Below are 21,266 nucleotides of genomic sequence, written 5' to 3' on the forward strand. Positions count from 1 at the left end.
TAAAACGACAAGATCTTTAAAGGATTTTTACAAATGAGCTCGATCCTCGATCTGGACGTGTTTGTACGCACCGCCGACACCGGCAGTCTCTCGGCCGCCGCACGCAGCCTTAACCTGACGCCGGCCGCGGCGAGCATCGCGCTCAAACGCCTGGAAACCCGCCTGGGTATTCGCCTGCTCGCGCGTTCCACCCGCAGCATGCGCCTCACCGAAGAAGGCCGGCGCTATCTGGACAGCGTGCGCGTGGCGCTGGAAGCACTGTCCGAGGGCGAGCAAGCGATCAAGCAGCAAGGCCAGAGCCTCAGCGGCCTGTTGCAATTGGCGGCGCCTTCGGACTTCGGGCGCAATGTATTGCTGGGCTGGCTGGATGAATTCAAGGTCGAACACCCGGCTATCCGCCTGCAACTGCTGCTCAATGACAGCAACGCCGACCTGTTTCGCGACACCGTCGACATCGCCCTGCGCTTTGGCGTGCCGCAGGACTCCAGCCTGGTGGCGCTGCCGGTGGTGCCCGGCCACCACCGCATCGCGTGCGCCAGCCCCGACTACCTCGCACGCCACGGCACACCCCGCACACCGGCAGACCTGGCGCAGCACAGCACGCTGCGCTATATGCGTCGCGGCCGCGCCAACAGCACCTGGTATTTCCGCCAGGGCGCACAGTTGCAGGAGGTCGAGGTCAGCGGTGACTACCTCAGCGATGACGGTGAGATCGTGCGACGCTGGGCCCTGGCCGGCCACGGTATCGCCTATAAGGCCAACCTGGATGTTGCCCGCGACATCAAAGCAGGCCGGCTGGTGCCTCTCTTAACTGACTGGCAAGGTGAGCCCGCGCCATTCAACTTGATGTGTCCTCATCGCCTGCAGGTCTCGGAGCGCGTGAAAGTACTGCATGATTTTCTGCAGAGGCGCTGCCAGTCGTTGCTTAACACGACGCACCAGTGACAATTTGGCGATAAAAACGCGGCCGTTTAAACCTGTCATTTATGACAGTATCTGAGTTCATTGACCCCGATTAGCATAGTCATCCCGAGGTACCCTTCACGTTAAGCAAGGAACATCGAGATGAAAGCTGAGACAGAGGCACTCACCAGTACAGGCACGCTGACCGCAAAGTTCAGCGGCAGCCATAATCACTCATTCGTATCGGATCCTGACAGGCAACACATTTTCAAAGCGGGCGGCCAATGGCGTTTCAGCGGAGTACAACTGCAAAGCAGCGATCCGCACCAGAACTACTACGGACTCAGTGTGGTATTGCCAGCCAGCCTTGAGGAAAATGGCAAGGACCACACCTACAGCTTCCCCGGCGAGGCCACTGGTTTCGTCTTTACGCCCCATCGCGCAGGGATTTCGGTCTACACGATTGTCAGCGGCAAGATTACCGTTTCCGTACAAAATGACGAGATGAAAGCAGCCTTTCACTTCTCCTCAGCATTGAACAATGACCATGTGGATGTGACTGCCGGCGTGCTCCATTTAAAGGGAGTTTCCTATCCAAGGCTCAATACGGGAACCTTCGAGGGAGAATTCACCAACAGCCCTTTTTTACATAAGCAGTTTGTCGCCGAGAGTGCAGGCATCATCAGTCACGAATCGCCCGTCTTTCCGCACGTGTGGGAAGTTTTTGGCTCGCAGCGCATTGCCCTACCCCTGCCCTCAAATCTTATTGTCAGTATTCAAATAGATAAGAACCTGACCGAGCATGACTATGTCATCGGCCCAGAAGCCAAAGGGGTGTACGTTAATTGCAGCGCCCTGCCTGGGTGGACGTTTTATGTCCACCGCAAGGGAACACTGCATTTCGATTCATTACCCGGCACCGGTCACGCAAAAGGCAAGCTGAATTGCAGTTTCGTTAATCCCCAAGGCGGGGAATTCCAGTTCGACGGTAAGTTTGACGTCCGCGCGCCCTTCTATACCGCCTGACCTGCTGGATACTCAGCGATTGCCTTGAATCATCACCCGCTGATTTCGCTTGCTCCTCAAGCAAGTGTTATCGGCGGTAGGGCCGTGTACGCACATACGAGCAGCAAAACGCGACATCAGGCTTGTTCTAGAGCCTCCCTCTCTGGTATTGCATAGGTCACGTTTCCCTGCCTTGAGGAGCTTTGCATGATTTACCGCACATTGGGCCAGTCCGGACTGAAGGTCAGCGCCCTGACCCTGGGCACCATGATGTTTGGCGAACAGACCAACACCGAGGACTCGCTGCGCATCATCGACAAGGCCTGGGACCAGGGCATCAATTTTATCGACACGGCGGACGTCTACACCGGCGGACGCTCCGAGGAAATCGTCGGCGAGGCCATTGCGCGCCATCGTGAGGATTGGGTGCTGGCCTCCAAAGTCGCCATCGGCCCCACCGACGGCCTGCCCAATCGCAGTGGCTTGAGCCGCAAGCGTATCTTCAATGCGCTGGAAGCCAGCCTGACGCGCCTGGATACCGACTATCTCGACATCTACTATCTGCACCGCGAAGACCACGACACACCGCTGGACGTCACGGTGTCGGCGATCGGTGACCTGATCCGCCAGGGCAAGATCCGCTATTGGGGCTTGTCCAACTATCGCGGCTGGCGCATCGCCGAAGTGATTCGCGTCGCTGAGCGCCTGGGCGTGGACAAGCCGGTGATCAGCCAGCCGCTGTACAACATCGTCAATCGCCAGGCCGAGGTCGAGCAGATCACTGCGGCCGCCGCCTATGGCTTGGGCGTGGTGCCTTACAGCCCATTGGCGCGTGGCGTACTCAGCGGCAAGTACGCGCCGGATGTAACCCCCGAGGCCGGCAGCCGCGCAGCGCGCCAGGACAAACGCATCCTGGAAACCGAGTGGCGCGTGGAGTCGTTGCGCATCGCCCAGCAGATCCAGCAGTACACCCAAGGCCGTGGCGTGGGGATTGTCGAGTTTGCGATCGCCTGGGTGCTCAACAATGCTGCGGTGAGCTCGGCGATTGTCGGTCCGCGCACGGAAGCACAATGGGATGCCTACATCGGCGCGCTCGACGTGAAGATCTCGGCGGAGGATGAAGCCTTCATCGACTCGCTGGTGACGCCCGGGCACTCGTCCACGCCGGGGTTCAATGATGTGGGGCACTTTGTGTCCGGGCGGATAGCTCGTTTGTAAGCGGGGAATAGGGCCTTGTAGCAAGCGGGGCTTTTTGTGCTGAGCTGTTTTCTGTGGTGAGCGGGCTTGTTGTGGCAAGCGGGCTTAGTGTGGTGAACGGGCTTGTGGCTGCAAACAGCTTCATGTGGCAAACAGGCTCCCTGTGGTGGGCGGGCTTTCTGTGGTGAGCGGGCTTGCCCCGCGTTGGGTGGCGAAGCCGCCCCAAAACCAGTCGGCGAGGAGTACCTGATCCACCGCATACTCGCTGACTGGGGCTGCTTCGCAGCCCAACGCGGGGCAAGCCCGCTCACCACAACAAACTGGCCCGCCATGGGAAGTGGGTTCATCAAAGGAGGTTTGTCTCTATCACTCCCTCCAAACCTCACCCCATGAAAATTTTCGCGCAAAACGCCCCAAAACAGCGCAACCGTCTCCCGTCAAAAGCTCCATAATCCCCTCCTGATTTTCTCTCTTCTTTTGTAGCAACCGGTTTTGGCGAGGACAGTGTGTCTAAAGGTGTTGTGTTATCCGTGGCGGCGTCGGTGTTGTTTGCCGTGATGTATTACTTCACGTCGCTGCTCACGCCGTTGAGCGGCCTGGAGATTTTCGGCTGGCGCATGTTGCTCACCGTGCCGTGCATGACGGTGTTCATGATCGTCAGCGGCGAATGGCGCCGTGTGTGGGAGTTGCTGCGCAGGCTGGCGGCCAAGCCGCGGTTGATCGGCGGCGTGGTGCTGTCTTCGGCATTGCTCGGCGTGCAGTTGTGGCTCTTCATGTGGGCGCCACTGAACGGGCGCAGCCTGGATGTGTCGGTGGGTTACTTCCTGTTGCCGCTGACCATGGTATTGACGGGACGCCTGGTGTACGGCGAGCGGTTGTCGCGCCTGCAGCAGATCGCCGTCGTGTTCGCCGCGCTCGGCGTGCTCAATGAGCTGTATCAGGCCGGCGGTTTCTCCTGGGCCACGCTGGTCGTGATCATCGGCTACCCGGTCTACTTCGTGGTGCGTAAATACCTGTCCACCGATCACCTGGGCGGTCTGTGGCTGGACATGGCATTGATGCTGCCGGTGGCCTGGTGGTTCGTGCAGAGCGGCGAACAGGGGGTTGCCGTGCTCGATGCCTATCCGAAGCTGTATGCCTTGATTCCAACGCTGGGGCTGATCAGCGCATCGGCGCTGGTGAGCTACATCATCGCCAGCCGGTTGCTGGCGTTCAGCCTGTTCGGGCTGCTCAGCTATGTCGAGCCGGTGCTGTTGCTGGCAGTGGCGTTACTGCTGGGTGAAGGCATCAAGGGTGGTCAATGGCTGACCTATATCCCGATCTGGCTGGCGGTGATGGTGCTGGTGTATGAAGGCTTCAAGCATCTGGTGCGTCAGCGCAAAGCCTGATCCGCAGGCAATAAAAAGCCCGGCCAGGAGCAATCCCGGCCGGGCTTTTTTACCCTCAGTCGGCGGTCAGTACACCACGACGCACCTGATCACGCTCGATGGATTCGAACAGCGCCTTGAAGTTGCCTTCGCCAAAGCCATCATCACCCTTGCGCTGGATGAACTCGAAGAATACCGGGCCCATCAGGGTCTCCGAGAAGATTTGCAGCAACAGGCGCTTGTCGCCTTCAATCGACGAGCCGTCCAGCAGGATGCCGCGCGATTGCAGTTGATCGACCGGCTCACCGTGATTCGGCAGGCGGCCTTCGAGCATTTCGTAGTAGGTGTCCGGCGGTGCGGTCATGAAGCGCATGCCGATGCCCTTCAGCGCGTCCCAGGTCTTGACCAGGTCATCGGTGAGGAACGCCACGTGCTGGATGCCCTCGCCGTTGAACTGCATCAGGAACTCTTCGATCTGACCGGCACCCTTGGACGACTCTTCGTTCAGCGGGATGCGGATCATGCCGTCCGGTGCACTCATGGCCTTGGACGTCAGACCGGTGTATTCACCCTTGATGTCGAAGTAGCGCGCCTCACGGAAGTTGAACAGTTTCTCGTAGAAGTTGGCCCAGTAGACCATGCGGCCGCGATACACGTTGTGGGTCAGGTGGTCGATGACCTTGAGGCCGGCACCGACCGGGTTGCGGTCTACGCCGTCGAGGTAGACAAAGTCGATGTCATAGATCGAGCTGCCTTCACCGAAGCGGTCGATCAGGTACAGCGGCGCGCCGCCGATGCCTTTGATCGCCGGCAGGTTCAGTTCCATCGGGCCGGTTTCGATATGGATCGGCTGCGCACCCAGCTCCAGCGCGCGGTTGTAGGCTTGCTGCGAATCCTTGACGCGAAACGCCATGCCGCACACCGACGGGCCATGCTCCGCCGCGAAGTAGGAGGCAATGCTGTTGGGCTCGTTGTTGAGGATCAGGTTGATCTCGCCCTGGCGGTACAGGTGCACATTCTTGGAGCGGTGGGTCGCGACCTTGGTGAAGCCCATGATCTCGAAGATCGGCTCCAGGGTGCCCGGGGTCGGCGATGCGAATTCGATGAATTCAAAGCCCATCAGGCCCATTGGGTTGTCTAAATGGTCGGTCATGTTCGGTGCCTCATCATTCTTGTTGGGTAGCAATTGATTAGTGGCGAGCAAGGATGAGGTCGAAGGGAGGCGCGCAGGAAAGGCCTCGCACACTGCGGGCGAGGAAGTCACCAAAGATGAGGGGGGAGCCGAGTAGCTTCATGGTGTCATCAGTCTCTGACGGCCGAGGCTTGCGTGAGCGCAAGTCCATATTCTTGTATGCGTAAATCGATTCTACACAGCGTAACCGTGTTTGTCCGCAGTCTTCATCAAATCCCTATTGCCTTGGCCTGCGCAAGCGGTTTGTTGCACAGGTAACTGCCCAGCAGCGTTGCCGCGCGATCTTGACCCGCGCTATGTATACCGGCGCCTGTCGCCCGGGTGACGCGCCGTATCGGCTTGGCGGTGCTGGACCGCCGGCAGTCCTCGCCTGCCGCCCAGGCCTTTATCGAGATCGCAGAATCGCTGGGGCTGACGAGCATATTTGAACCGGGCCGTCTATCATCCGGGCATCCCTGACTGCCCTACCGTCACCGCCCTCTCGCGCAACAGGCCCGGAATTCATGCCCCTGACTGTCACAGGCCCTCGAAAGTCCTTCACTCGCCATTCGATCAGTGTGCTGTGCGGGCTGCTGCCCATCCTGCTCGGTGTGCTCATCCTGCACTGGCAAGCCGAACGCACCCTTGAGAAAAGCACCGCGCAGACCGCGCAGGAAGCCGTGCGCCAATTCGACCTGATGCTCGACAACACCGCCCTCGCCGCCCAGGAATTGCTGCCACTCGCCGGACAGCCGTGCGACAGCAGTGCGCAGCTGGCACTGCGCGAGCAGGTCACACGCCGGCCGTTTGTGCGCGCAACCACATTGTCCTGGCAGAAAAACATCTATTGCAGCTCGCTGTTCGGCAGCCAGTACGAGTCGCGGGTGAACCCGGATGACTACGTGGATGGGCGGCTGTGGTTGATGAACGGCAACCCGGTGACGCCGGATACGGCCTTGCTGGTGTACCGCCTGGTGGAGGGCGACAAGGCCGCGTTTGCCTCGATCGACGGCTACCACCTGACCAACGCGCTGCGCCTGATCAGCCGTTATGCGAACCTGATCCTGCAGGTCGGGCCCAACTGGCTGGGTGCCGACGGCAAAGTGCGCAGCACGCAGGTACCGGTGTTTGCCGTGGCCCATCATCACCTGGCGTCCGAGCGCTATCGCTACAGTGTCGACGCCGGTATGCCGGCCGGTGAAGTGTGGCGTTATATGCAGGACCGATACCCTGCGATGTTCAGCCTGGTGGTGTTTTTTGGCCTGTTGGCCGGCGTCCTTGCGCACGCCCTGCAAAAGCGCGTGACCGCGCCAACCCATGAATTACAACGGGCGCTGGGGGCGAATGAATTCATCCCGTACTTCCAGCCCGTGGTACGCGGCGACACGCGGGAGTGGGCGGGCTGTGAAGTGCTGATGCGCTGGAAGCACCCGAAGGAAGGCCTGGTACGGCCGGACCTGTTTATTCCACTCGCCGAGGAATGCGGGCTGATTGTGCCGATGACGCGCGCCCTGCTCCGCCAGACCGCCGCGCAACTGGCACCCCACGCGGCGCGTTTCAGCCCGGGGTTTCATATTGGCGTGAATATTACCGCCCACCACTGCCAGGACCTGGCGCTGGTGGACGATTGCCGAGAGTTTCTGGCAGCCTTTCCTGTTGGCCAGGTCACCCTGGTGCTGGAGTTGACCGAGCGCGAGCTGATCGAACCCACGGATATTACCCGCCGCCTGTTCGATGCGTTGCATAAACTGGGGGTGATGATCGCCATTGACGACTTCGGTACGGGCCATTCCAGCCTGGGCTACTTGCGCAACTTCAATGTGGACTATTTGAAGATTGATCAGAGTTTTGTCGCCATGATCGGCGCCGATGCACTCTCCCGGCATATTCTCGACAGCATCATAGAACTGTCCGGCAAGCTCGATCTGGGCATCGTTGCCGAAGGCGTGGAAACAGTCGAGCAATGCGAATACCTGGCGGCGCGTGGCGTGGACTTCCTGCAGGGTTACCTGTTCGGAAAGCCTGTGCCCAGCGATGAATTGATTAAATCCCTGGGCCACCAATGAATAGCCCGGTACTAGACAGGTTGAAATAATGTAAGTAATACAAAAGACGTGATTTACTCGTAGCGCATTAACTACTACAATTTTTCCTGCCTGTGCAGAACTCGCAGGAAGGCGTCTTTCCTGAGTTGCCTTAAAGCGCTTGGCTTATAGCTTTGTCTGTAATTGATATCAGCCAACAACACTATTGGAGTACCTATTTTGTCCAGACTCGCCGAATTTCGCGCAGCAGAAAAAGCCCTTCAAGAGCAGCTCGCCCAGCTGGAATCCCTGAAGAACGACGCCGGCCTGAAAAAAGAAATCGAATTCGAAGAAAAGCTCCAGGGCCTGATGAAGACTTACGGCAAGAGCCTGCGTGACATCATCGCCATCCTTGACCCTAACCTGGGCAAGACCAGCGCTGCAGCCACCGCCGCACCAAAACAGCGCCGCGCACGCGTCGTCAAGGTCTACCAGAACCCGCACACCGGCGAGCTGATCGAGACCAAAGGCGGCAACCACCGCGGCCTCAAGGCCTGGAAAGAAGAGCACGGTGCAGCCACTGTAGAGTCATGGCTGCGCAAGTGATCAGGCACTACCCATAAAGAGCCCCGCCGATGCGGGGCTTTTTTATTGGAGGGTTCGAACACAAACTTAAATAACATTTCACCGTATTCAAGATCGATCGACATAACCGATTTAAAGTTTCAGGCTGTCGCGCACCGAACTGACTTCATCCTTGCTCGCTTCGTAGGTTTGCGCCTGCCCCGCATATGAAAAAACATAGGCCTTATCGGTATCAACAGCGCCCACCAATGTTTGTGACAGCACGTGTCGCCCGTTCTCGGTAATCACACAAGTAGTTTCCAACGCGTCAAGTCGGCTCAATGTTGTTGGGTGCATCTTGGTGCAGACGCTTTGATAGCCACCTTGGGCAAAGTCCTTCTGGATGGATTTGCGCATTTCCAGCAATACGCCCTGAAGATTAACTTTATGCCCGGCCTCGATGGGGGTGCCGGTCAGTTCCATGACCATCAAGGTCGTGCCGTTTTCATCGTTCTTGATCGCCCGTTGGCGCGACACCGTGGCGGGCGCTGCCGGGGCCTGGTCGTCAGGCACGACTTCTTCCACTTGCCAGCCGCTGGGCCAATGGATTTCCGGATCGGCCGCCATGACCACGGGGCTGGCCAACAGCACGCATACGGCACTCAACAGCGGTTTACGAAATTCGATCATTGCGACAAATACCCAAGGTTCAAGCGACAAAGTGTGAGCCCGCCACCCGCAGCTCGCAAGGCTTGCAGCGGCTTTTTCATTTGGCGCCACCGCCGAGCCTTGCGTATCATGGCTCGGCTGCACGGATGCCTGCCGCAAGCCAAGGGATCGCTCCTCGCTTTTCACTGGAGCCGCGTTTGCCCCATTTTTTTCTGGAGGGCCCATGAGCCTGCACGAATTGAACACCTTCCCGGGCGTCACCGCCCAACCTGACACCGCCACTGCAAACTTTGTGTTCAACCACACCATGTTGCGGGTCAAGGACATCACCAAGTCGCTGGATTTCTACACCCGCGTCCTGGGTTTTTCCCTGGTTGAGAAACGCGACTTCCCGGAAGCCGAATTCAGCCTGTACTTCCTGGCCCTGGTCGACAAATCCCAGATCCCGGCCGATGCCGCACAACGGACCCAATGGATGAAGTCGATCCCGGGCATCCTCGAACTGACCCATAACCACGGCACCGAAAACGACGCCGACTTCGCCTACCACAATGGCAATACCGACCCGCGTGGTTTTGGCCATATCTGCATCTCGGTGCCGGATATCGTGGCCGCGTGCGAACGCTTCGAAGCCCTGGGCTGCGACTTCCAGAAACGCCTGAGCGATGGCCGCATGAAAAGCCTGGCGTTCATCAAGGACCCGGACGCGTACTGGGTCGAGATCATTCAGCCAGCGCCGCTGTAAAAGCCCCACGCAATAAAAAACCCCATGATCGCTCATGGGGTTTTTCATTTGCGGCGCCGGATTTACGCCGGGGCGGAGGTGCGGATCAGGTGATCGAAAGCGCTCAGGGAAGCCTTGGCGCCCTCGCCTACGGCAATCACGATCTGCTTGTACGGCACTGTCGTGACGTCACCGGCGGCGAATATGCCTGGCAGTGAAGTCTCGCCACGGGCATCGACAATGATCTCGCCACGGGGCGACAGCTCGACAGTGCCTTTGAGCCAGTCGGTGTTAGGCAGCAAGCCGATCTGGACAAAGATGCCTTCCAGGTCGATGGTCTTGAACTCGCCGCTGTCACGGTCCTTGTAGGCCAGGCCGGTCACTTTCTGGCCATCACCTTTGACTTCACTGGTCAGCGCGCTGGTGATCACATCAACGTTGGGCAGGCTGTACAGCTTGCGCTGCAGTACCGCATCGGCGCGCAGCTTGCTGTCGAACTCGAGCAAGGTCACGTGGCTGACAATACCGGCCAGGTCGATGGCCGCTTCAACGCCGGAGTTACCGCCGCCGATCACCGCCACGCGCTTGCCCTTGAACAGCGGGCCATCGCAGTGCGGGCAGAAGCATACGCCCTTGGCTTTGTATTCCTGCTCGCCTGGCACACCCATCTCGCGCCAGCGCGCGCCGGTCGCCAGGATGACGGTCTTGGACTTCAGCGTCGCACCGCTTTCGAAACGGATTTCGTGCAGGTCGCCGGCATTTTTCGCTGGTACCAGGCTGCTGGCGCGCTGCAGGTTCATGATGTCCACGTCGTACTGACGCACGTGGGCCTCGAGGGCGCTGGCGAGTTTCGGGCCTTCGGTTTCCTGCACCGAGATGAAGTTCTCGATGGACATGGTGTCCAGCACCTGGCCGCCGAAACGCTCCGCCGCTACACCGGTGCGGATACCTTTACGTGCGGCGTAGATAGCCGCCGCAGAACCGGCTGGGCCACCGCCGACCACCAGCACATCAAAGGCGTCTTTGGCGCTGATTTTTTCGGCAGCCTTTTCGATGCCACTCGTGTCGAGCTTGGCGAGGATTTCTTCCAGGCCCATACGGCCCTGGCCAAAGTTCACACCGTTGAGGTAGACACTTGGCACCGCCATGATCTGGCGCTCGTCGACTTCAGCCTGGAACAGCGCGCCGTCGATGGCGACGTGGCGGATGTTCGGGTTGAGCACGGCCATCAGGTTCAGCGCCTGGACCACGTCCGGGCAGTTCTGGCACGACAGCGAGAAGTACGTCTCGAAGCTGAACTCGCCTTTGAGCGCACGAATCTGTTCAATCACTTCGACACTGGCCTTCGACGGGTGGCCACCGACTTGCAGCAGGGCCAGCACCAACGAAGTGAATTCATGGCCCATGGGGATGCCGGCGAAACGCAGGCTGATATCGGCACCCGGGCGGTTGATGGAGAACGAAGGCTTGCGCGCATCGTTGCCATCGGTGATCAGGGTAATCAGCGTGGAGAGGCTGGTTACATCTTGCAAAAGGGCCAGCATTTCCTGGGATTTCGCACCGTCGTCGAGGGAGGCGACGATCTCGATCGGCTGGGTGACCCGTTCCAGGTATGACTTCAACTGAGCTTTAAGATTGGCGTCCAACATACGGGCGATTTCCTATTAATTCGGTTTATTGCAGACAAAAAAACGCCCGAGCGAATCTCGCCCGGGCGTTTTGAGGGCGGATGCAGCTTACTTAAGTGCGGAAACCCGCCCTTGATACTTCACAGACTTAGATCTTGCCGACCAGGTCCAGGGACGGAGCCAGGGTGGCTTCGCCTTCTTTCCACTTGGCTGGGCACACTTCGCCTGGGTGGGCAGCAACGTACTGGGCAGCCTTGATTTTGCGCAGCAGCTCGGAAGCGTCACGGCCAACACCACCGTCGTTCAGCTCAACGATCTTGATCTGACCTTCTGGGTTGATCACGAAGGTGCCACGGTCTGCCAGGCCAGCTTCTTCGATCAGCACATCGAAGTTGCGCGAGATGGTCAGGGTTGGGTCGCCGATCATGGTGTACTGGATTTTGCCGATGGCTGGCGAGGTGTTGTGCCAGGCAGCGTGGGCAAAGTGGGTGTCGGTGGAAACGCTGTAGATTTCGACGCCCAGTTTCTGGAATTCGGCGTAGTTGTCAGCCAGGTCTTCCAGTTCGGTTGGGCAAACGAAGGTGAAGTCGGCTGGGTAGAAGAAGACTACCGACCATTTGCCTTTCAGGTCAGCGTCCGACACGTCTACGAAGTTGCCGTTTTTGTATGCGGTAGCTTTGAACGGTTTTACTTGGCTGTTGATGATAGGCATCGTTGACTCTCCGTCAGGGGTTAAGAAGTTGATGAGGTGAATCCTACCCACCTTCTCGGCGGTTGGCTCATTGGCAAACCTGATGCTGACGATTGGTTTTCCCTATCAGGTAACTGTATTAATAGAAGAAATCTCAAAGCAGCGGTTGCGTCGCCAAGGTCATGCCGAGAAAGGGCGTCGCTTCAACATAGCGCATGGCAGATTTCATGTCGCTCCAACCGACGTAACTCATCAATGACTTCAAGTCCCAGCCGCTGCGATGCGCCCAGGTAGCAAAGCCGCGCCGCAGCGAGTGGCTGGTGTACTGCTCGGCAGGCAGGCCGGCGCGCTCCAGCGCCTGGCGCAATAGTGGAATCACACTGTTGGGGTGCAAGCCCTCCTCGCCCAGGTTGCCCCAGCGATCAATCCCGCGAAACACCGGACCACGCACCAGAGCCGAGGCGCTGAGCCATTCGCTGTAGGCCTGCACCGGGCACAGGCGTAGCAGCGCCGGGGTCTGGTAGGTTTTGCCGAGATTGTCGCGGTCGCTTTTACTGCGCGGCAGATACAGGCTGATCCCCGCACCGGGCGTGGCGCGTACGTGTTCGATCTGCAGGCGGCACAGCTCATCGCTGCGAAAGCCGCGCCAGAAGCCCAGCAGGATCAGCGCGGTGTCGCGCTTGGCGCGCAGCAGGCGCGGCTCATCCTGATCGGCGCTGGCGCGGGCAACCTCGGCGTCGAGAGACGCCACCACCTGCTCCAGCTGCTGGAGCTGCAGCGGTTCAGCCTGCTTTTCCTGCGCAGGGTGCACGGCGCGGATGCCCTTGAGCACCTTGCGCACCACCGGCGCCTTGGTCGGGTCGGGAAACCCCTGGCTGGTGTGCCATTGCGCCAACGCCGAGAGCCGCAGCTTCAAGGTGTTGACTGCCAGCACCCCGGCATGCGCCACCAGATACCGCGCGACGCTGTCACTGGTGGCCGGCAGGAACCCACCCCAACTCACCTCGAAATGCTCGATCGCCGCGCGATAGCTGCGGCGCGTGTTATCGCGGGTCGCCGCGTTGAGGTAACGATCCAGATCGCTCATGCAGGGCCTATTCGTACGGCTATGGGGTGTGTCGGCAACCAAAACGGCTATGACACGGGATAATACGCCAATATCCCATCCGTTAAATCATGAATTTAAAGGTGATTTCATTCATGTTATAGTACGTATATACATACTACATACCACAGCACTAAATCGACGGAGACCCCATGGCTCGCGGCGGGATCAACAAAGCAGTAGTTCAAACGGCACGCCTGGCAATCCTCGCCCGTGGCGAAAACCCCAGCATCGATGCAGTACGCATCGAAATGGGCAATACCGGCTCGAAAACCACGATTCATCGCTATTTGAAGGAGCTGGACGACAGTGAAAGCCGTCTCACCATTACCGAGGCGCCGATTGATGACGAGCTTGGCGAGCTGGTCGCGCGCCTGGCCCAGCGCCTGAAAGACAAGGCCCAGGAGCCCATCGACCTGGCCCTGGCGCAGTTCGAGCAGCAGAAAACCGCCCTGCTCGCCCAGGTAGAGGCACTTGAAGAAGCCCAAGGCCAGCTCCAGCAGCAATTTGATATCCAGGCCGCCGCCCTGGCGGAAGAAAGCGCAGCCCTGCAAACCGCCAGCACCAGCCTGCAGACCGAGCAAACCCGCAACGCCGGGCTCAGCCAGGCCTGCAGCGATTACGAACTACGCATCAATGACAAGGACGAACAGATTCGTTCACTGGAAGAAAAGCACCTGCACGCCCGCGATGCGCTGGAGCACTACCGCAACGCCATCAAGGAGCAGCGCGAACAGGAACAGCGCCGCCACGAGGGCCAGCTGCAACAACTGCAAGCCGAATTGCGCCAGGCCCAGCAGAGCGCCATGGTGCGTCAGGATGAAATCACCCAGCTGCACCGCGACAATGAGCGGCTATTGATCGAGCACCGGGTCACGGCGAAGGAACTGAGCGCCTTGCAGGAGCAAAGCCGCAAGGATCAGGCTCGACAGCTCGCGCTGAGCGAACAGGTCAGCCTGATTGACAGCGAACGCACGCTGCTGCAAGAGCGTTTGCGCGTAGCCGTGCTGGAAAGCCAGTCACGCCAGGACGCGCTGACCGAACAGCAACACAGCCATAAAACCCTGGAACTGGACCTGATCAAGGCCCAGGCGACGATAGAGGCGTTGCGCCTGGCCGCCGTCGTTGCAACGACGCCAGAGGCAACACCCAACGCCTGATCAGTTGGCCACAGGCGTGCGCATGGTGACGAATTCTTCCGCCGCCGTAGGATGCACGCCGATGGTCTCGTCGAAATGCTGCTTGGTCGCGCCCGCCTTGAGCGCGATCGCCAGGCCCTGCACGATTTCCCCGGCATCCGGGCCGACCATGTGGCAGCCCAGCACCTTGTCGGTGTCGGCATCGACCACCAACTTCATCAGGGTTTTCTCCTGGCAATCGGTCAAGGTCAACTTCATCGGACGGAAGCGGCTTTCAAAGATCTGGACCTTATGCCCCTTGTCCCTGGCCTCCTCTTCGGTCAGGCCAACGGTGCCGATGTTGGGCAGGCTGAACACCGCCGTCGGGATCATCGCGTAATCCACCGGGCGATACTGCTCAGGCTTGAACAAGCGGCGCGCCACGGCCATGCCTTCGGCCAGGGCCACCGGCGTCAGTTGTACGCGACCGATCACATCGCCGATTGCCAGGATCGATGATTCAGCGGTCTGGTAGAGGTCGTCGACTTCGACAAAGCCCCGCTTGTCGAGCTTCACCGCGGTGTTCTCCAACCCCAGGTTGTCCAGCATCGGGCGGCGGCCGGTGGCGTAGAACACGCAATCAGCTTCCAGTACACGGCCGTCTTTCAGCGTAGCCTTGAGGCTGCCATCGGGCTGTTTGTCGATGCGTTCGATGTCGGCATTGAATTGCAGGTCCAGGCCGCGCTTGGTCAACTCTTCCTTCAGGTGCGTGCGCACCGAACCGTCGAAGCCGCGCAGGAACAGGTCACCGCGGTACAGCAGCGTGGTCTGCGCACCCAAACCATGGAAAATCCCGGCGAACTCGACGGCAATGTAGCCACCGCCCACCACCAGCACGCGCTTGGGCAGCTCTTTGAGGAAGAACGCTTCATTCGAACCGATTGCGTGCTCAAGGCCGGCAATCTCCGGAATCTGCGGCCAGCCACCGGTGGCGATCAGGATGTGCTTGGCGGTGAAGCGCTCGCCATTGATTTCCACCTGATGTGGATCCACCAGGCGCGCATGCCCTTCATGCAGCGTCACGCCACTGTTGACCAGCAGATTACGGTAAATGCCGTTGAGGCGATTGATCTCGCGGTCCTTGTTGGCGATCAGCGTCGCCCAGTCAAAGTTCGCCTCACCCAGCGACCAGCCGAAACCGCTGGCTTGCTCGAAATCCTCGGCAAAGTGTGCGCCGTAGACCAGCAGTTTTTTCGGCACGCAGCCGACGTTAACGCAGGTACCGCCCAGGTAGCGGCTTTCCGCCACGGCCACCTTGGCGCCAAAGCCCGCAGCAAAGCGCGCCGCGCGAACACCGCCGGAACCGGCGCCAATTACATACAGGTCAAAATCGTAGGCCATTTCACTCTCCTCGGCAGGACATCAGCATACCGACTTACATGGGGCTGAAAAACGAAAAAGCCACCCGAAGGTGGCTTTTTTAGAGCAGGCGACGCTTACCGTGAATCAGTAAGCCTTGCCGGTCTTGTAGAAGTGCTCGTAGCAGAAGTTGGTCGCCTCGATGTAGCCTTCAGCGCCACCGCAGTCGAAACGCTGGCCTTTGAATTTGTAGGCAATCACGCAACCGTCTTTGGCTTGCTTGAGCAGGGCGTCGGTGATCTGGATCTCGCCGCCTTTACCTGGCTCGGTTTCTTCGATCAACTTGAAGATGTCCGGGGTCAGGATGTAACGACCGATGATCGCCAGGTTCGATGGCGCATCTTCCGGTGCTGGCTTCTCAACCATGTCGCGAACGCGGATCAGGCCATCACCAATGTCGTCGCCGGCGATAACGCCGTACTTGTTGGTTTCGGTCGGGTTCACTTCCATGACCGCAACGATGGTGCAGCGGTACTTCTGGTAGAGCTTGACCATCTGGGTCAGCACACCGTCGCCTTCCAGGTTGACACACAGGTCATCCGCCAGGACCACGGCGAACGGTTCGTCACCGATCAGCGGGCGGCCAGTCAGGATGGCGTGGCCGAGGCCTTTCATCTGAGTCTGACGGGTGTAGGAGAACGAGCACTCGTCGAGCAGTTTACGGATACCGACCAGGTATTTTTCCTTGTCGGTGCCCTTGATCTGGTTTTCCAGCTCGTAGCTGATGTCGAAGTGGTCTTCCAGCGCGCGCTTACCACGGCCAGTCACGATGGAGATTTCGTTCAGACCGGCATCCAGTGCCTCTTCGACGCCGTACTGAATCAGTGGCTTGTTCACCACCGGCAGCATCTCTTTGGGCATGGCCTTGGTCGCTGGCAAGAAGCGAGTGCCGTAACCGGCTGCTGGGAACAAGCATTTCTTGATCATATGGGTCCTTACAAAGGGCTGTGCGTACGAATTCGGCGCAGTCTAATCAGGCCGCAGTCACCTTACAATGGGTCCTGCTGGCGTTGCGATGTCAACATAGAGAAAAAATGTCAGCGTAAGTTCCGCTTATCTTACGAAGAGCGTTATCACCAACACGGCAAAAACTGCCTGCACCTTGTCGTCACCAAGGCCTGCAACCTTTTTAGCACGCTTTTCAACCCGTAACACTGACCTAGAATAACTTGCGCTGACCCGCGACATTTGGCGCTATCATTAGACCCTTGAACCAGACCACGAGATTCTTAATAGATGTCAGAACCAAAAGGCGTGAACGGCTACTTGATCACTCAGCGAGCAGATGGCTGGCACTTGATCAACTTCCACGGAGACAGCGTCGCAGGGACGTTCGCGACCGAGCGTGAAGCGATTGCGGTAGCCGAAGTGTTTGTGGACGAAGCTGGCCACGCGTCGAGTAAGCGCCCCAAAGGCAAGTAAGGCTCGCGACACGACCAGAAGCCCCGTTGAACGGGGCTTTTTTGCGATTGTCTGTACCTAGGTGGCAGATCGCTATAATCTGCCGAAAACGCCCAACGACACTGTCAGCGCGCCCCTCCCAACACCCTTTGACGACGAACCCACATGAACAAGATCCTGGCACTGATTGCGGTACTGGCGCTGGCCGGCTGCACCACCACCTCTGACGTTTACCTGAAGAACGGTGAACAAGGCCTGACGATCGACTGCTCCGGCGAGGCCAACTCCTGGGCCAGTTGCTACGAAAAGGCTGATGCGTCCTGCGCCGGCACCGGCTACCGCATCGTCGGTACCGAAGGCACCCCTGCGCTGAGCGAGGACGACAAGACCCTGGGCAAGGATGTCGGCAACTTCAAGAGCCGCAGCGTCGTGGTGGTGTGCAAGTAGGCACGCGTGTCCTACATGTGGATTTCGGCGAACTTGATGCCCAGGCCGCGAATGGTCTCGATCAAGTCATCCAGGCGCTCGAATGACTCGACTTCATCCTGATCATCGACCAGGAAGAAACTGCGCCCGCCGCTTTTCTTGAAGAATACGATCCACTCACCCAGGTCGGCGGGATTCTGGATGACATGGGTGGCCGAGATCTGACCCTCGGCGTGGTGAGCTCTGACGTGTTCGCGCTTCATGAGATTATTTCCAGGAAAAGACCAATGCCGCGCAAACCCAGGGGTTGCGCGGCATTTTTGCAGTGAATGGCCGACAGTTTAACGGATGCCCTGCCCGATCAGCACGCCATCTACGGTTTGCCCATAGAGATTGACCCCATCATTGGCATGAAACTTCACCCGGGTTTTCTCCACCGAACCCTCGATCAGGCGCGGGTCCTGCGGCCGTTCATGGCTGTTGACGTAGGCCGCCACATCCCACGCCTGCTGATCGCTCAGGCTGCCGCCCTTGCCCAATGGCATGTTGTGCTTGATGAAGGACGCCGCCGTATTGATTCGGTGCATGCCCGCGCCCCAGTTGTAGGAATCCTTACCCCAGAGCGGCGGCATTACGTAGCTGTCACCGACTTTTTGCCCTTGCCCTTCGGCGCCATGACACACCGCACACTGCCCTTTGTACACCTGCGCGCCTTGCGCCAGGTCGTAACCTTTGGCCGGTTGCGCCACGTCGGGATAGCCGCGCCCCGGCAACTCGACGCCCAAGGGCGCCTTGCTGGCCAACCAATAGGCGTACACCGACAGCGCAGTGATCTCGGGGCTGTCCGCTGCGGGCGGCGTACCGCCATTCATGCTGAACTGAAAGCAGCCCTGCAAGCGCTCGGCAAAGGTGTTGACCTTGTCGTTCTTCTTTCGATAGGCCGGGTACATCGGGTAAGCGCCCCACAGCGGCGCCGAATTGGCCAGGCGTCCCTGGTCGAGGTGGCAATTGCTGCAATTGAGGCCGTTGCCGACAAACTGTGGCGCGAGCCGCTGGGTATCGACGAACAACGCGTAGCCTTGCCGGACCAGCTTGCCGTAGGCGTTGTCAGGCAGTTCGCTTTCCTGGGGTGGCTGGAAAGGCGCGGCTGGCGGGTGGGCGGTCGCCGGTTGAAGTTGCGACTGGTCTTCCATGGCGATGGTCGCGGCATGCGCGGGCAACACGACCAGCATTCCGAGCAACATAAAGGCCTTCATGGCTTCACCTCCGGGCTGAGCGCCGCGAAATACTCGGCCACGCTCTGTACCTCGTCTGCCGTCAGCGATTTGGCGATGTGCCCCATCAGATCATTCGGATCGTTGTGTCGGGTGCCGCCCTGCCAAGCCAACAATTGCGCCTTCAGGTAGGCCGCAGGCTGGCCGGCCAACGGCGGAAAGGCATCGCCGACGCCGCTGCCGGCCGGTCCATGACAACTGACACAGGCCGGAATCTGCCGCTCCCATGCGCCCTGCAGGGCGAGCTTCTGCGCGGGGTTGCTCGGCATTTCGCTGCGCTGCGCCACGGTCGGCGCAGGCGCAGGCATCGCGGCTAAGGCCTGGCTCACCGCGTCGATTTCCGCGTCAGTCAGGGCTTTCGCCACCGGCTGCATCACCGGATGACTGCGACTGGCGCGCTTGAAGTCTTCCAGCTGTTTACGCAGGTACGCTGCCGGCAAACCGGCCAAGCGGGGAAAGCCCGCAGCCGCCATGCCCAGCCCGTCAGCGCCATGGCAGGCGACACAGGGCATGGCGCCCGGCTGCGATCCTCCCTCGGTAAAAATCTTGTTCCCCTCCAGCGCGTGGGCATTGCCCAACATCAACAGCAGCGCGCTGCCCATCAGCATGCGTTCCAATGACATCATCACGACTCCATTTTTATAGTTATATGCTTAGGCATTTATGGCATAAGCCTACAAATGGTAGGGGAATGAACGCGTAGGAACAACACCCAAAAAAAAGCCTGACGCTGCCAGGGGCAGGGTCAGGCTTTTATCGAATTCGAACTTGCGGGGTAAAGGGCCGGTTTCAGCCGGAAATGCACTCTTCGCCAGCCTTCTTCACGTCACCCGGACGAATAGGCACATTGGACATGCTCTCGTAGAGCTTGATGCTGCTGCCACTGGAGCGCTCTTCGATCTCGAAAATGGCCGACGGATCCGCCGAGAACTTCTGCGGCACGATGACCTGGACACCATCCTTATGCGGCTCGATCTGTGGCGGACGGCGCGTGGTGGACAATTTGCGCACGACACAAGCGGCATATTCCTGCGGTTTTTTCCCTGAGATGACAGCCAATGTCGGCGGCGTCTGCTTGATATCTGCAACCGAAGCACACCCACCTATCGCCAAGGCCAGAACCAACACACTCCACTTCATATAAAACCTCCGATAAAGACCCTACGACAGCGGGGATGGTAAATTTCTCCCGCCCAAGTAGGATTTATCCCTGATAACTCGGTAAATAACTGTTTTAAATTGTCGACGCGGTCGAACACGGGCCGATAATAAACGCGCTGGGGCTGATAAACTCCATCTTAACCTACGTATCGTTCTGATTTTTCAGAAAAAGCCCTTCTGGAGACACCCGCATGAAATTCATCCACCAGCGCGAGCACCTCAACGAGGGAGACATTGTCGTCATCGAATGCTCGCAGACTTGTAATATTCGTCTGATGAGTGATGCGAACTTTCGCAGCTTCAAGAATGGCGGCCGCCATACCTACCACGGTGGCGCCTTCGACAAATTCCCTGCCAAGATCACCGCGCCGAGCACAGGGTTCTGGAACATTACCCTCGACGTGGTCACGCGCCGCGCGATCAGCGTCACCAAGAAGCCCGCGCTGTCCCACAAGATTCGCATCGTGCGCCGTACCAGCTCGAAACTGAGCTGACCCGTACCCTTTCCAGGAAATGATCGTGACTGCCACTACCAAATACGTCATCAAGTACAAACTCAACGGCGAACGCCGCTTCGAATTCGCGCAACTGCACACCAATAGCGTGGAGGAAGCCAAACAAGCGCTGGCCAAAATCCACGATGCCAGTGATGAAATCACCGACATCAATGTGAGCAAGGCGCTGTAAGCCATGCCCGGCCCCACCGCCGACCTGTTCGCCGATGACGCCCTGCAGCAACCGGCTGGGCGCGAGCAGATCGGCGAAGAGTCCTACGTCCTAAGGGGCTACGCCCTGCCCTGGATTGAGCGACTGCTGCCAGAGCTGCGCCGCGTGCTGGCGCAATCGCCGTTTCGACAGATGGTCACGCCCGGCGGCTTCACCATGTCGGCGGCCTTGAGCAGTTGCGGCGACCTGGGCTGGACCACCGACGCGACCGGCTACCGCTACACCCCCCTCGATCCGCGGAGCCAGCAGCCCTGGCCGTCCATGCCGGAGACCTTGCGCCAATTGGCCATGGAAGCCGCGGCAGACGCCGGCTTCGTCGACTTCAGGCCGGATGCCTGCCTGATCAATCGCTATGTGCCGGGCGCGAAGATGTCCCTGCACCAGGACAAAAACGAACGCCGCTACAGTGAACCGGTGGTGTCGGTCTCCCTGGGGCTGCCAGCGATTTTCCTGTTTGGTGGCCATGAACGCAGCGACAAGACCCAGAAGATTTCGCTGTTCCATGGCGACGTGGTGGTCTGGGGCGGCGTCGATCGCCTGCGCTTTCATGGGGTGATGCCGATCAAGGAAGGCGTGCATCCGGTCATGGGCCCGCAGCGCATCAACCTGACCTTTCGCGCCGCCGGCTGATTTGACCGCAAGCTTCGGAGTGCCAGGCCCTCGCGGCAGGGCTAATCTGGCCAGAACCCGTCA

General features: G+C 59.2%; 24 protein-coding genes and 1 pseudogene. 14 read left to right on the forward strand and 11 right to left on the reverse strand.

The features are described 5' to 3' along the window. Positions 1 to 33 precede the first annotated feature (33 nt). The 4 genes from AC07OJ_RS03830 (at position 34) to rarD (ending at position 4,493) form a co-directional block, all read left to right on the forward strand. Positions 34 to 945 carry a LysR family transcriptional regulator gene (locus tag AC07OJ_RS03830; protein WP_106803794.1) on the forward strand — a complete coding sequence of 304 codons (912 nt, stop codon included), beginning with the start codon at positions 34 to 36 and terminating at the stop codon, positions 943 to 945. 120 nt (positions 946 to 1,065) lie between these two features. Then, entirely contained in the window at positions 1,066 to 1,929 is an 864-nt protein-coding gene (locus AC07OJ_RS03835; RefSeq protein ID WP_120448660.1) for a hypothetical protein, read from the forward strand. 186 nt (positions 1,930 to 2,115) lie between these two features. Continuing rightward, the gene (locus AC07OJ_RS03840) at positions 2,116 to 3,126 is read left to right on the forward strand and encodes an aldo/keto reductase (protein ID WP_106803792.1); all 1,011 of its coding nucleotides are present in this window, start codon (positions 2,116 to 2,118) and stop codon (positions 3,124 to 3,126) included. A gap of 485 nt (positions 3,127 to 3,611) precedes the next feature. Then, positions 3,612 to 4,493 carry an EamA family transporter RarD gene (rarD, locus tag AC07OJ_RS03845; protein ID WP_120448662.1) on the forward strand — a complete coding sequence of 294 codons (882 nt, stop codon included), beginning with the start codon at positions 3,612 to 3,614 and terminating at the stop codon, positions 4,491 to 4,493. Positions 4,494 to 4,548: 55 nt separating this feature from the next. Here the strand turns inward: rarD and hppD are convergent, their stop codons facing one another. After that, positions 4,549 to 5,625 carry a 4-hydroxyphenylpyruvate dioxygenase gene (gene hppD / locus AC07OJ_RS03850; RefSeq protein ID WP_065905432.1) on the reverse strand — a complete coding sequence of 359 codons (1,077 nt, stop codon included), beginning with the start codon at positions 5,623 to 5,625 and terminating at the stop codon, positions 4,549 to 4,551. Positions 5,626 to 5,929: 304 nt separating this feature from the next. Between hppD and AC07OJ_RS03855 the strand changes: the two are divergent. The 3 genes and pseudogenes from AC07OJ_RS03855 to AC07OJ_RS03865 form a co-directional block, all read left to right on the forward strand. Further along, positions 5,930 to 6,123 (forward strand): annotated as a pseudogene (locus AC07OJ_RS03855) (LysR family transcriptional regulator); the annotation flags it as partial. Positions 6,124 to 6,167: 44 nt separating this feature from the next. Further along, positions 6,168 to 7,709 (forward strand): EAL domain-containing protein, encoded by a 1,542-nt coding sequence (locus tag AC07OJ_RS03860; protein ID WP_120448663.1) that lies wholly within the window; start codon positions 6,168 to 6,170, stop codon positions 7,707 to 7,709. A gap of 198 nt (positions 7,710 to 7,907) precedes the next feature. Continuing rightward, positions 7,908 to 8,273, forward strand: coding sequence for a histone-like nucleoid-structuring protein, MvaT/MvaU family (locus AC07OJ_RS03865; RefSeq protein WP_106803789.1), 366 nt, complete (start codon positions 7,908 to 7,910; stop codon positions 8,271 to 8,273). Positions 8,274 to 8,384: 111 nt separating this feature from the next. Here the strand turns inward: AC07OJ_RS03865 and AC07OJ_RS03870 are convergent, their stop codons facing one another. Then, complete coding sequence (locus tag AC07OJ_RS03870; RefSeq protein ID WP_120448664.1) at positions 8,385 to 8,921, reverse strand: DUF4946 domain-containing protein; 537 nt, start codon at positions 8,919 to 8,921, stop codon at positions 8,385 to 8,387. 202 nt (positions 8,922 to 9,123) lie between these two features. Here AC07OJ_RS03870 and gloA point away from each other — a divergent pair, with 202 nt between their 5' ends. Beyond that, positions 9,124 to 9,645, forward strand: a complete 522-nt coding sequence (gene gloA, locus AC07OJ_RS03875) for a lactoylglutathione lyase (protein ID WP_106803787.1) — start codon at positions 9,124 to 9,126, stop codon at positions 9,643 to 9,645. 62 nt (positions 9,646 to 9,707) lie between these two features. Here gloA and ahpF read toward each other — a convergent pair whose 3' ends face one another. From ahpF to AC07OJ_RS03890, 3 genes are all read right to left on the reverse strand, one after another. Beyond that, positions 9,708 to 11,273, reverse strand: a complete 1,566-nt coding sequence (gene ahpF / locus AC07OJ_RS03880) for an alkyl hydroperoxide reductase subunit F (RefSeq protein WP_495093988.1) — start codon at positions 11,271 to 11,273, stop codon at positions 9,708 to 9,710. A 127-nt stretch (positions 11,274 to 11,400) separates the two neighbouring features. Beyond that, on the reverse strand, positions 11,401 to 11,964 hold the full coding sequence (ahpC, locus tag AC07OJ_RS03885; RefSeq protein WP_010210361.1) for an alkyl hydroperoxide reductase subunit C: 564 nt from the start codon (positions 11,962 to 11,964) through the stop codon (positions 11,401 to 11,403). Between the two features lie 133 nt (positions 11,965 to 12,097). Further along, entirely contained in the window at positions 12,098 to 13,030 is a 933-nt protein-coding gene (locus tag AC07OJ_RS03890) for a site-specific integrase (protein ID WP_495093989.1), read from the reverse strand. Between the two features lie 170 nt (positions 13,031 to 13,200). Here AC07OJ_RS03890 and AC07OJ_RS03895 point away from each other — a divergent pair, with 170 nt between their 5' ends. After that, complete coding sequence (locus AC07OJ_RS03895; RefSeq protein ID WP_120448666.1) at positions 13,201 to 14,208, forward strand: DNA-binding protein; 1,008 nt, start codon at positions 13,201 to 13,203, stop codon at positions 14,206 to 14,208. Here the strand turns inward: AC07OJ_RS03895 and gorA are convergent, their stop codons facing one another. Together gorA and galU are read right to left on the reverse strand one after the other, a co-directional pair. After that, a complete protein-coding gene (gene gorA / locus AC07OJ_RS03900) occupies positions 14,209 to 15,567 on the reverse strand; it encodes a glutathione-disulfide reductase (protein ID WP_495093990.1) in 1,359 nt (452 codons plus the stop codon). 105 nt (positions 15,568 to 15,672) lie between these two features. Continuing rightward, positions 15,673 to 16,512, reverse strand: coding sequence for a UTP--glucose-1-phosphate uridylyltransferase GalU (galU, locus tag AC07OJ_RS03905; RefSeq protein WP_003173830.1), 840 nt, complete (start codon positions 16,510 to 16,512; stop codon positions 15,673 to 15,675). A gap of 309 nt (positions 16,513 to 16,821) precedes the next feature. Between galU and AC07OJ_RS03910 the strand changes: the two genes are divergently transcribed. Next, on the forward strand, positions 16,822 to 17,007 hold the full coding sequence (locus AC07OJ_RS03910; protein ID WP_016969599.1) for a hypothetical protein: 186 nt from the start codon (positions 16,822 to 16,824) through the stop codon (positions 17,005 to 17,007). Positions 17,008 to 17,151: 144 nt separating this feature from the next. Further along, positions 17,152 to 17,433, forward strand: coding sequence for a hypothetical protein (locus tag AC07OJ_RS03915; protein ID WP_065905447.1), 282 nt, complete (start codon positions 17,152 to 17,154; stop codon positions 17,431 to 17,433). A gap of 11 nt (positions 17,434 to 17,444) precedes the next feature. On the opposite strand, the gene AC07OJ_RS03920 is transcribed toward AC07OJ_RS03915, so the two are convergent. From AC07OJ_RS03920 to AC07OJ_RS03935, 4 genes are all read right to left on the reverse strand, one after another. Then, the gene (locus AC07OJ_RS03920; protein ID WP_065905448.1) at positions 17,445 to 17,675 is read right to left on the reverse strand and encodes a hypothetical protein; all 231 of its coding nucleotides are present in this window, start codon (positions 17,673 to 17,675) and stop codon (positions 17,445 to 17,447) included. A 78-nt stretch (positions 17,676 to 17,753) separates the two neighbouring features. Beyond that, positions 17,754 to 18,668, reverse strand: coding sequence for a c-type cytochrome (locus AC07OJ_RS03925; RefSeq protein WP_495005171.1), 915 nt, complete (start codon positions 18,666 to 18,668; stop codon positions 17,754 to 17,756). Further along, complete coding sequence (locus AC07OJ_RS03930) at positions 18,665 to 19,312, reverse strand: c-type cytochrome (RefSeq protein WP_495093991.1); 648 nt, start codon at positions 19,310 to 19,312, stop codon at positions 18,665 to 18,667. Before AC07OJ_RS03930 ends, AC07OJ_RS03925 begins: the two co-directional genes overlap by 4 nt. Before the next feature lie 163 nt (positions 19,313 to 19,475). Beyond that, positions 19,476 to 19,826 carry a hypothetical protein gene (locus tag AC07OJ_RS03935; RefSeq protein WP_065905451.1) on the reverse strand — a complete coding sequence of 117 codons (351 nt, stop codon included), beginning with the start codon at positions 19,824 to 19,826 and terminating at the stop codon, positions 19,476 to 19,478. Between the two features lie 212 nt (positions 19,827 to 20,038). On the opposite strand from AC07OJ_RS03935, the gene AC07OJ_RS03940 reads away from it, so the two are divergent. Genes AC07OJ_RS03940 through alkB form a run of 3 tightly spaced genes read left to right on the forward strand, consistent with a single transcriptional unit; the run spans position 20,039 to position 21,203 of the window. Next, the gene (locus tag AC07OJ_RS03940; RefSeq protein WP_065905452.1) at positions 20,039 to 20,341 is read left to right on the forward strand and encodes a DUF1883 domain-containing protein; all 303 of its coding nucleotides are present in this window, start codon (positions 20,039 to 20,041) and stop codon (positions 20,339 to 20,341) included. 25 nt (positions 20,342 to 20,366) lie between these two features. Further along, the gene (locus AC07OJ_RS03945) at positions 20,367 to 20,534 is read left to right on the forward strand and encodes a hypothetical protein (protein ID WP_098467678.1); all 168 of its coding nucleotides are present in this window, start codon (positions 20,367 to 20,369) and stop codon (positions 20,532 to 20,534) included. A 3-nt stretch (positions 20,535 to 20,537) separates the two neighbouring features. After that, positions 20,538 to 21,203 (forward strand): DNA oxidative demethylase AlkB, encoded by a 666-nt coding sequence (alkB, locus tag AC07OJ_RS03950; RefSeq protein ID WP_495093992.1) that lies wholly within the window; start codon positions 20,538 to 20,540, stop codon positions 21,201 to 21,203. Positions 21,204 to 21,266: the final 63 nt, after the last annotated feature.

It is taken from the genome of Pseudomonas sp. GW821-FHT09C08 (assembly GCF_059418125.1).

Excerpts from the sequence above, each read along its gene's own strand:
- AC07OJ_RS03830 (WP_106803794.1), top strand. The coding sequence starts at position 34 with ATGAGCTCGATCCTCGATCTGGACGTGTTTGTACGCACCGCCGACACC.
- AC07OJ_RS03835 (WP_120448660.1), top strand. The coding sequence starts at position 1,066 with ATGAAAGCTGAGACAGAGGCACTCACCAGTACAGGCACGCTGACCGCA.
- AC07OJ_RS03840 (WP_106803792.1), top strand. The coding sequence starts at position 2,116 with ATGATTTACCGCACATTGGGCCAGTCCGGACTGAAGGTCAGCGCCCTG.
- hppD (WP_065905432.1), bottom strand. The coding sequence starts at position 5,625 with ATGACCGACCATTTAGACAACCCAATGGGCCTGATGGGCTTTGAATTC.
- AC07OJ_RS03860 (WP_120448663.1), top strand. The coding sequence starts at position 6,168 with ATGCCCCTGACTGTCACAGGCCCTCGAAAGTCCTTCACTCGCCATTCG.
- AC07OJ_RS03870 (WP_120448664.1), bottom strand. The coding sequence starts at position 8,921 with ATGATCGAATTTCGTAAACCGCTGTTGAGTGCCGTATGCGTGCTGTTG.
- gloA (WP_106803787.1), top strand. The coding sequence starts at position 9,124 with ATGAGCCTGCACGAATTGAACACCTTCCCGGGCGTCACCGCCCAACCT.
- ahpF (WP_495093988.1), bottom strand. The coding sequence starts at position 11,273 with ATGTTGGACGCCAATCTTAAAGCTCAGTTGAAGTCATACCTGGAACGG.
- ahpC (WP_010210361.1), bottom strand. The coding sequence starts at position 11,964 with ATGCCTATCATCAACAGCCAAGTAAAACCGTTCAAAGCTACCGCATAC.
- AC07OJ_RS03890 (WP_495093989.1), bottom strand. The coding sequence starts at position 13,030 with ATGAGCGATCTGGATCGTTACCTCAACGCGGCGACCCGCGATAACACG.
- AC07OJ_RS03895 (WP_120448666.1), top strand. The coding sequence starts at position 13,201 with ATGGCTCGCGGCGGGATCAACAAAGCAGTAGTTCAAACGGCACGCCTG.
- gorA (WP_495093990.1), bottom strand. The coding sequence starts at position 15,567 with ATGGCCTACGATTTTGACCTGTATGTAATTGGCGCCGGTTCCGGCGGT.
- galU (WP_003173830.1), bottom strand. The coding sequence starts at position 16,512 with ATGATCAAGAAATGCTTGTTCCCAGCAGCCGGTTACGGCACTCGCTTC.
- AC07OJ_RS03910 (WP_016969599.1), top strand. The coding sequence starts at position 16,822 with ATGTCAGAACCAAAAGGCGTGAACGGCTACTTGATCACTCAGCGAGCA.
- AC07OJ_RS03915 (WP_065905447.1), top strand. The coding sequence starts at position 17,152 with ATGAACAAGATCCTGGCACTGATTGCGGTACTGGCGCTGGCCGGCTGC.
- AC07OJ_RS03920 (WP_065905448.1), bottom strand. The coding sequence starts at position 17,675 with ATGAAGCGCGAACACGTCAGAGCTCACCACGCCGAGGGTCAGATCTCG.
- AC07OJ_RS03925 (WP_495005171.1), bottom strand. The coding sequence starts at position 18,668 with ATGAAGGCCTTTATGTTGCTCGGAATGCTGGTCGTGTTGCCCGCGCAT.
- AC07OJ_RS03930 (WP_495093991.1), bottom strand. The coding sequence starts at position 19,312 with ATGATGTCATTGGAACGCATGCTGATGGGCAGCGCGCTGCTGTTGATG.
- AC07OJ_RS03935 (WP_065905451.1), bottom strand. The coding sequence starts at position 19,826 with ATGAAGTGGAGTGTGTTGGTTCTGGCCTTGGCGATAGGTGGGTGTGCT.
- AC07OJ_RS03940 (WP_065905452.1), top strand. The coding sequence starts at position 20,039 with ATGAAATTCATCCACCAGCGCGAGCACCTCAACGAGGGAGACATTGTC.
- alkB (WP_495093992.1), top strand. The coding sequence starts at position 20,538 with ATGCCCGGCCCCACCGCCGACCTGTTCGCCGATGACGCCCTGCAGCAA.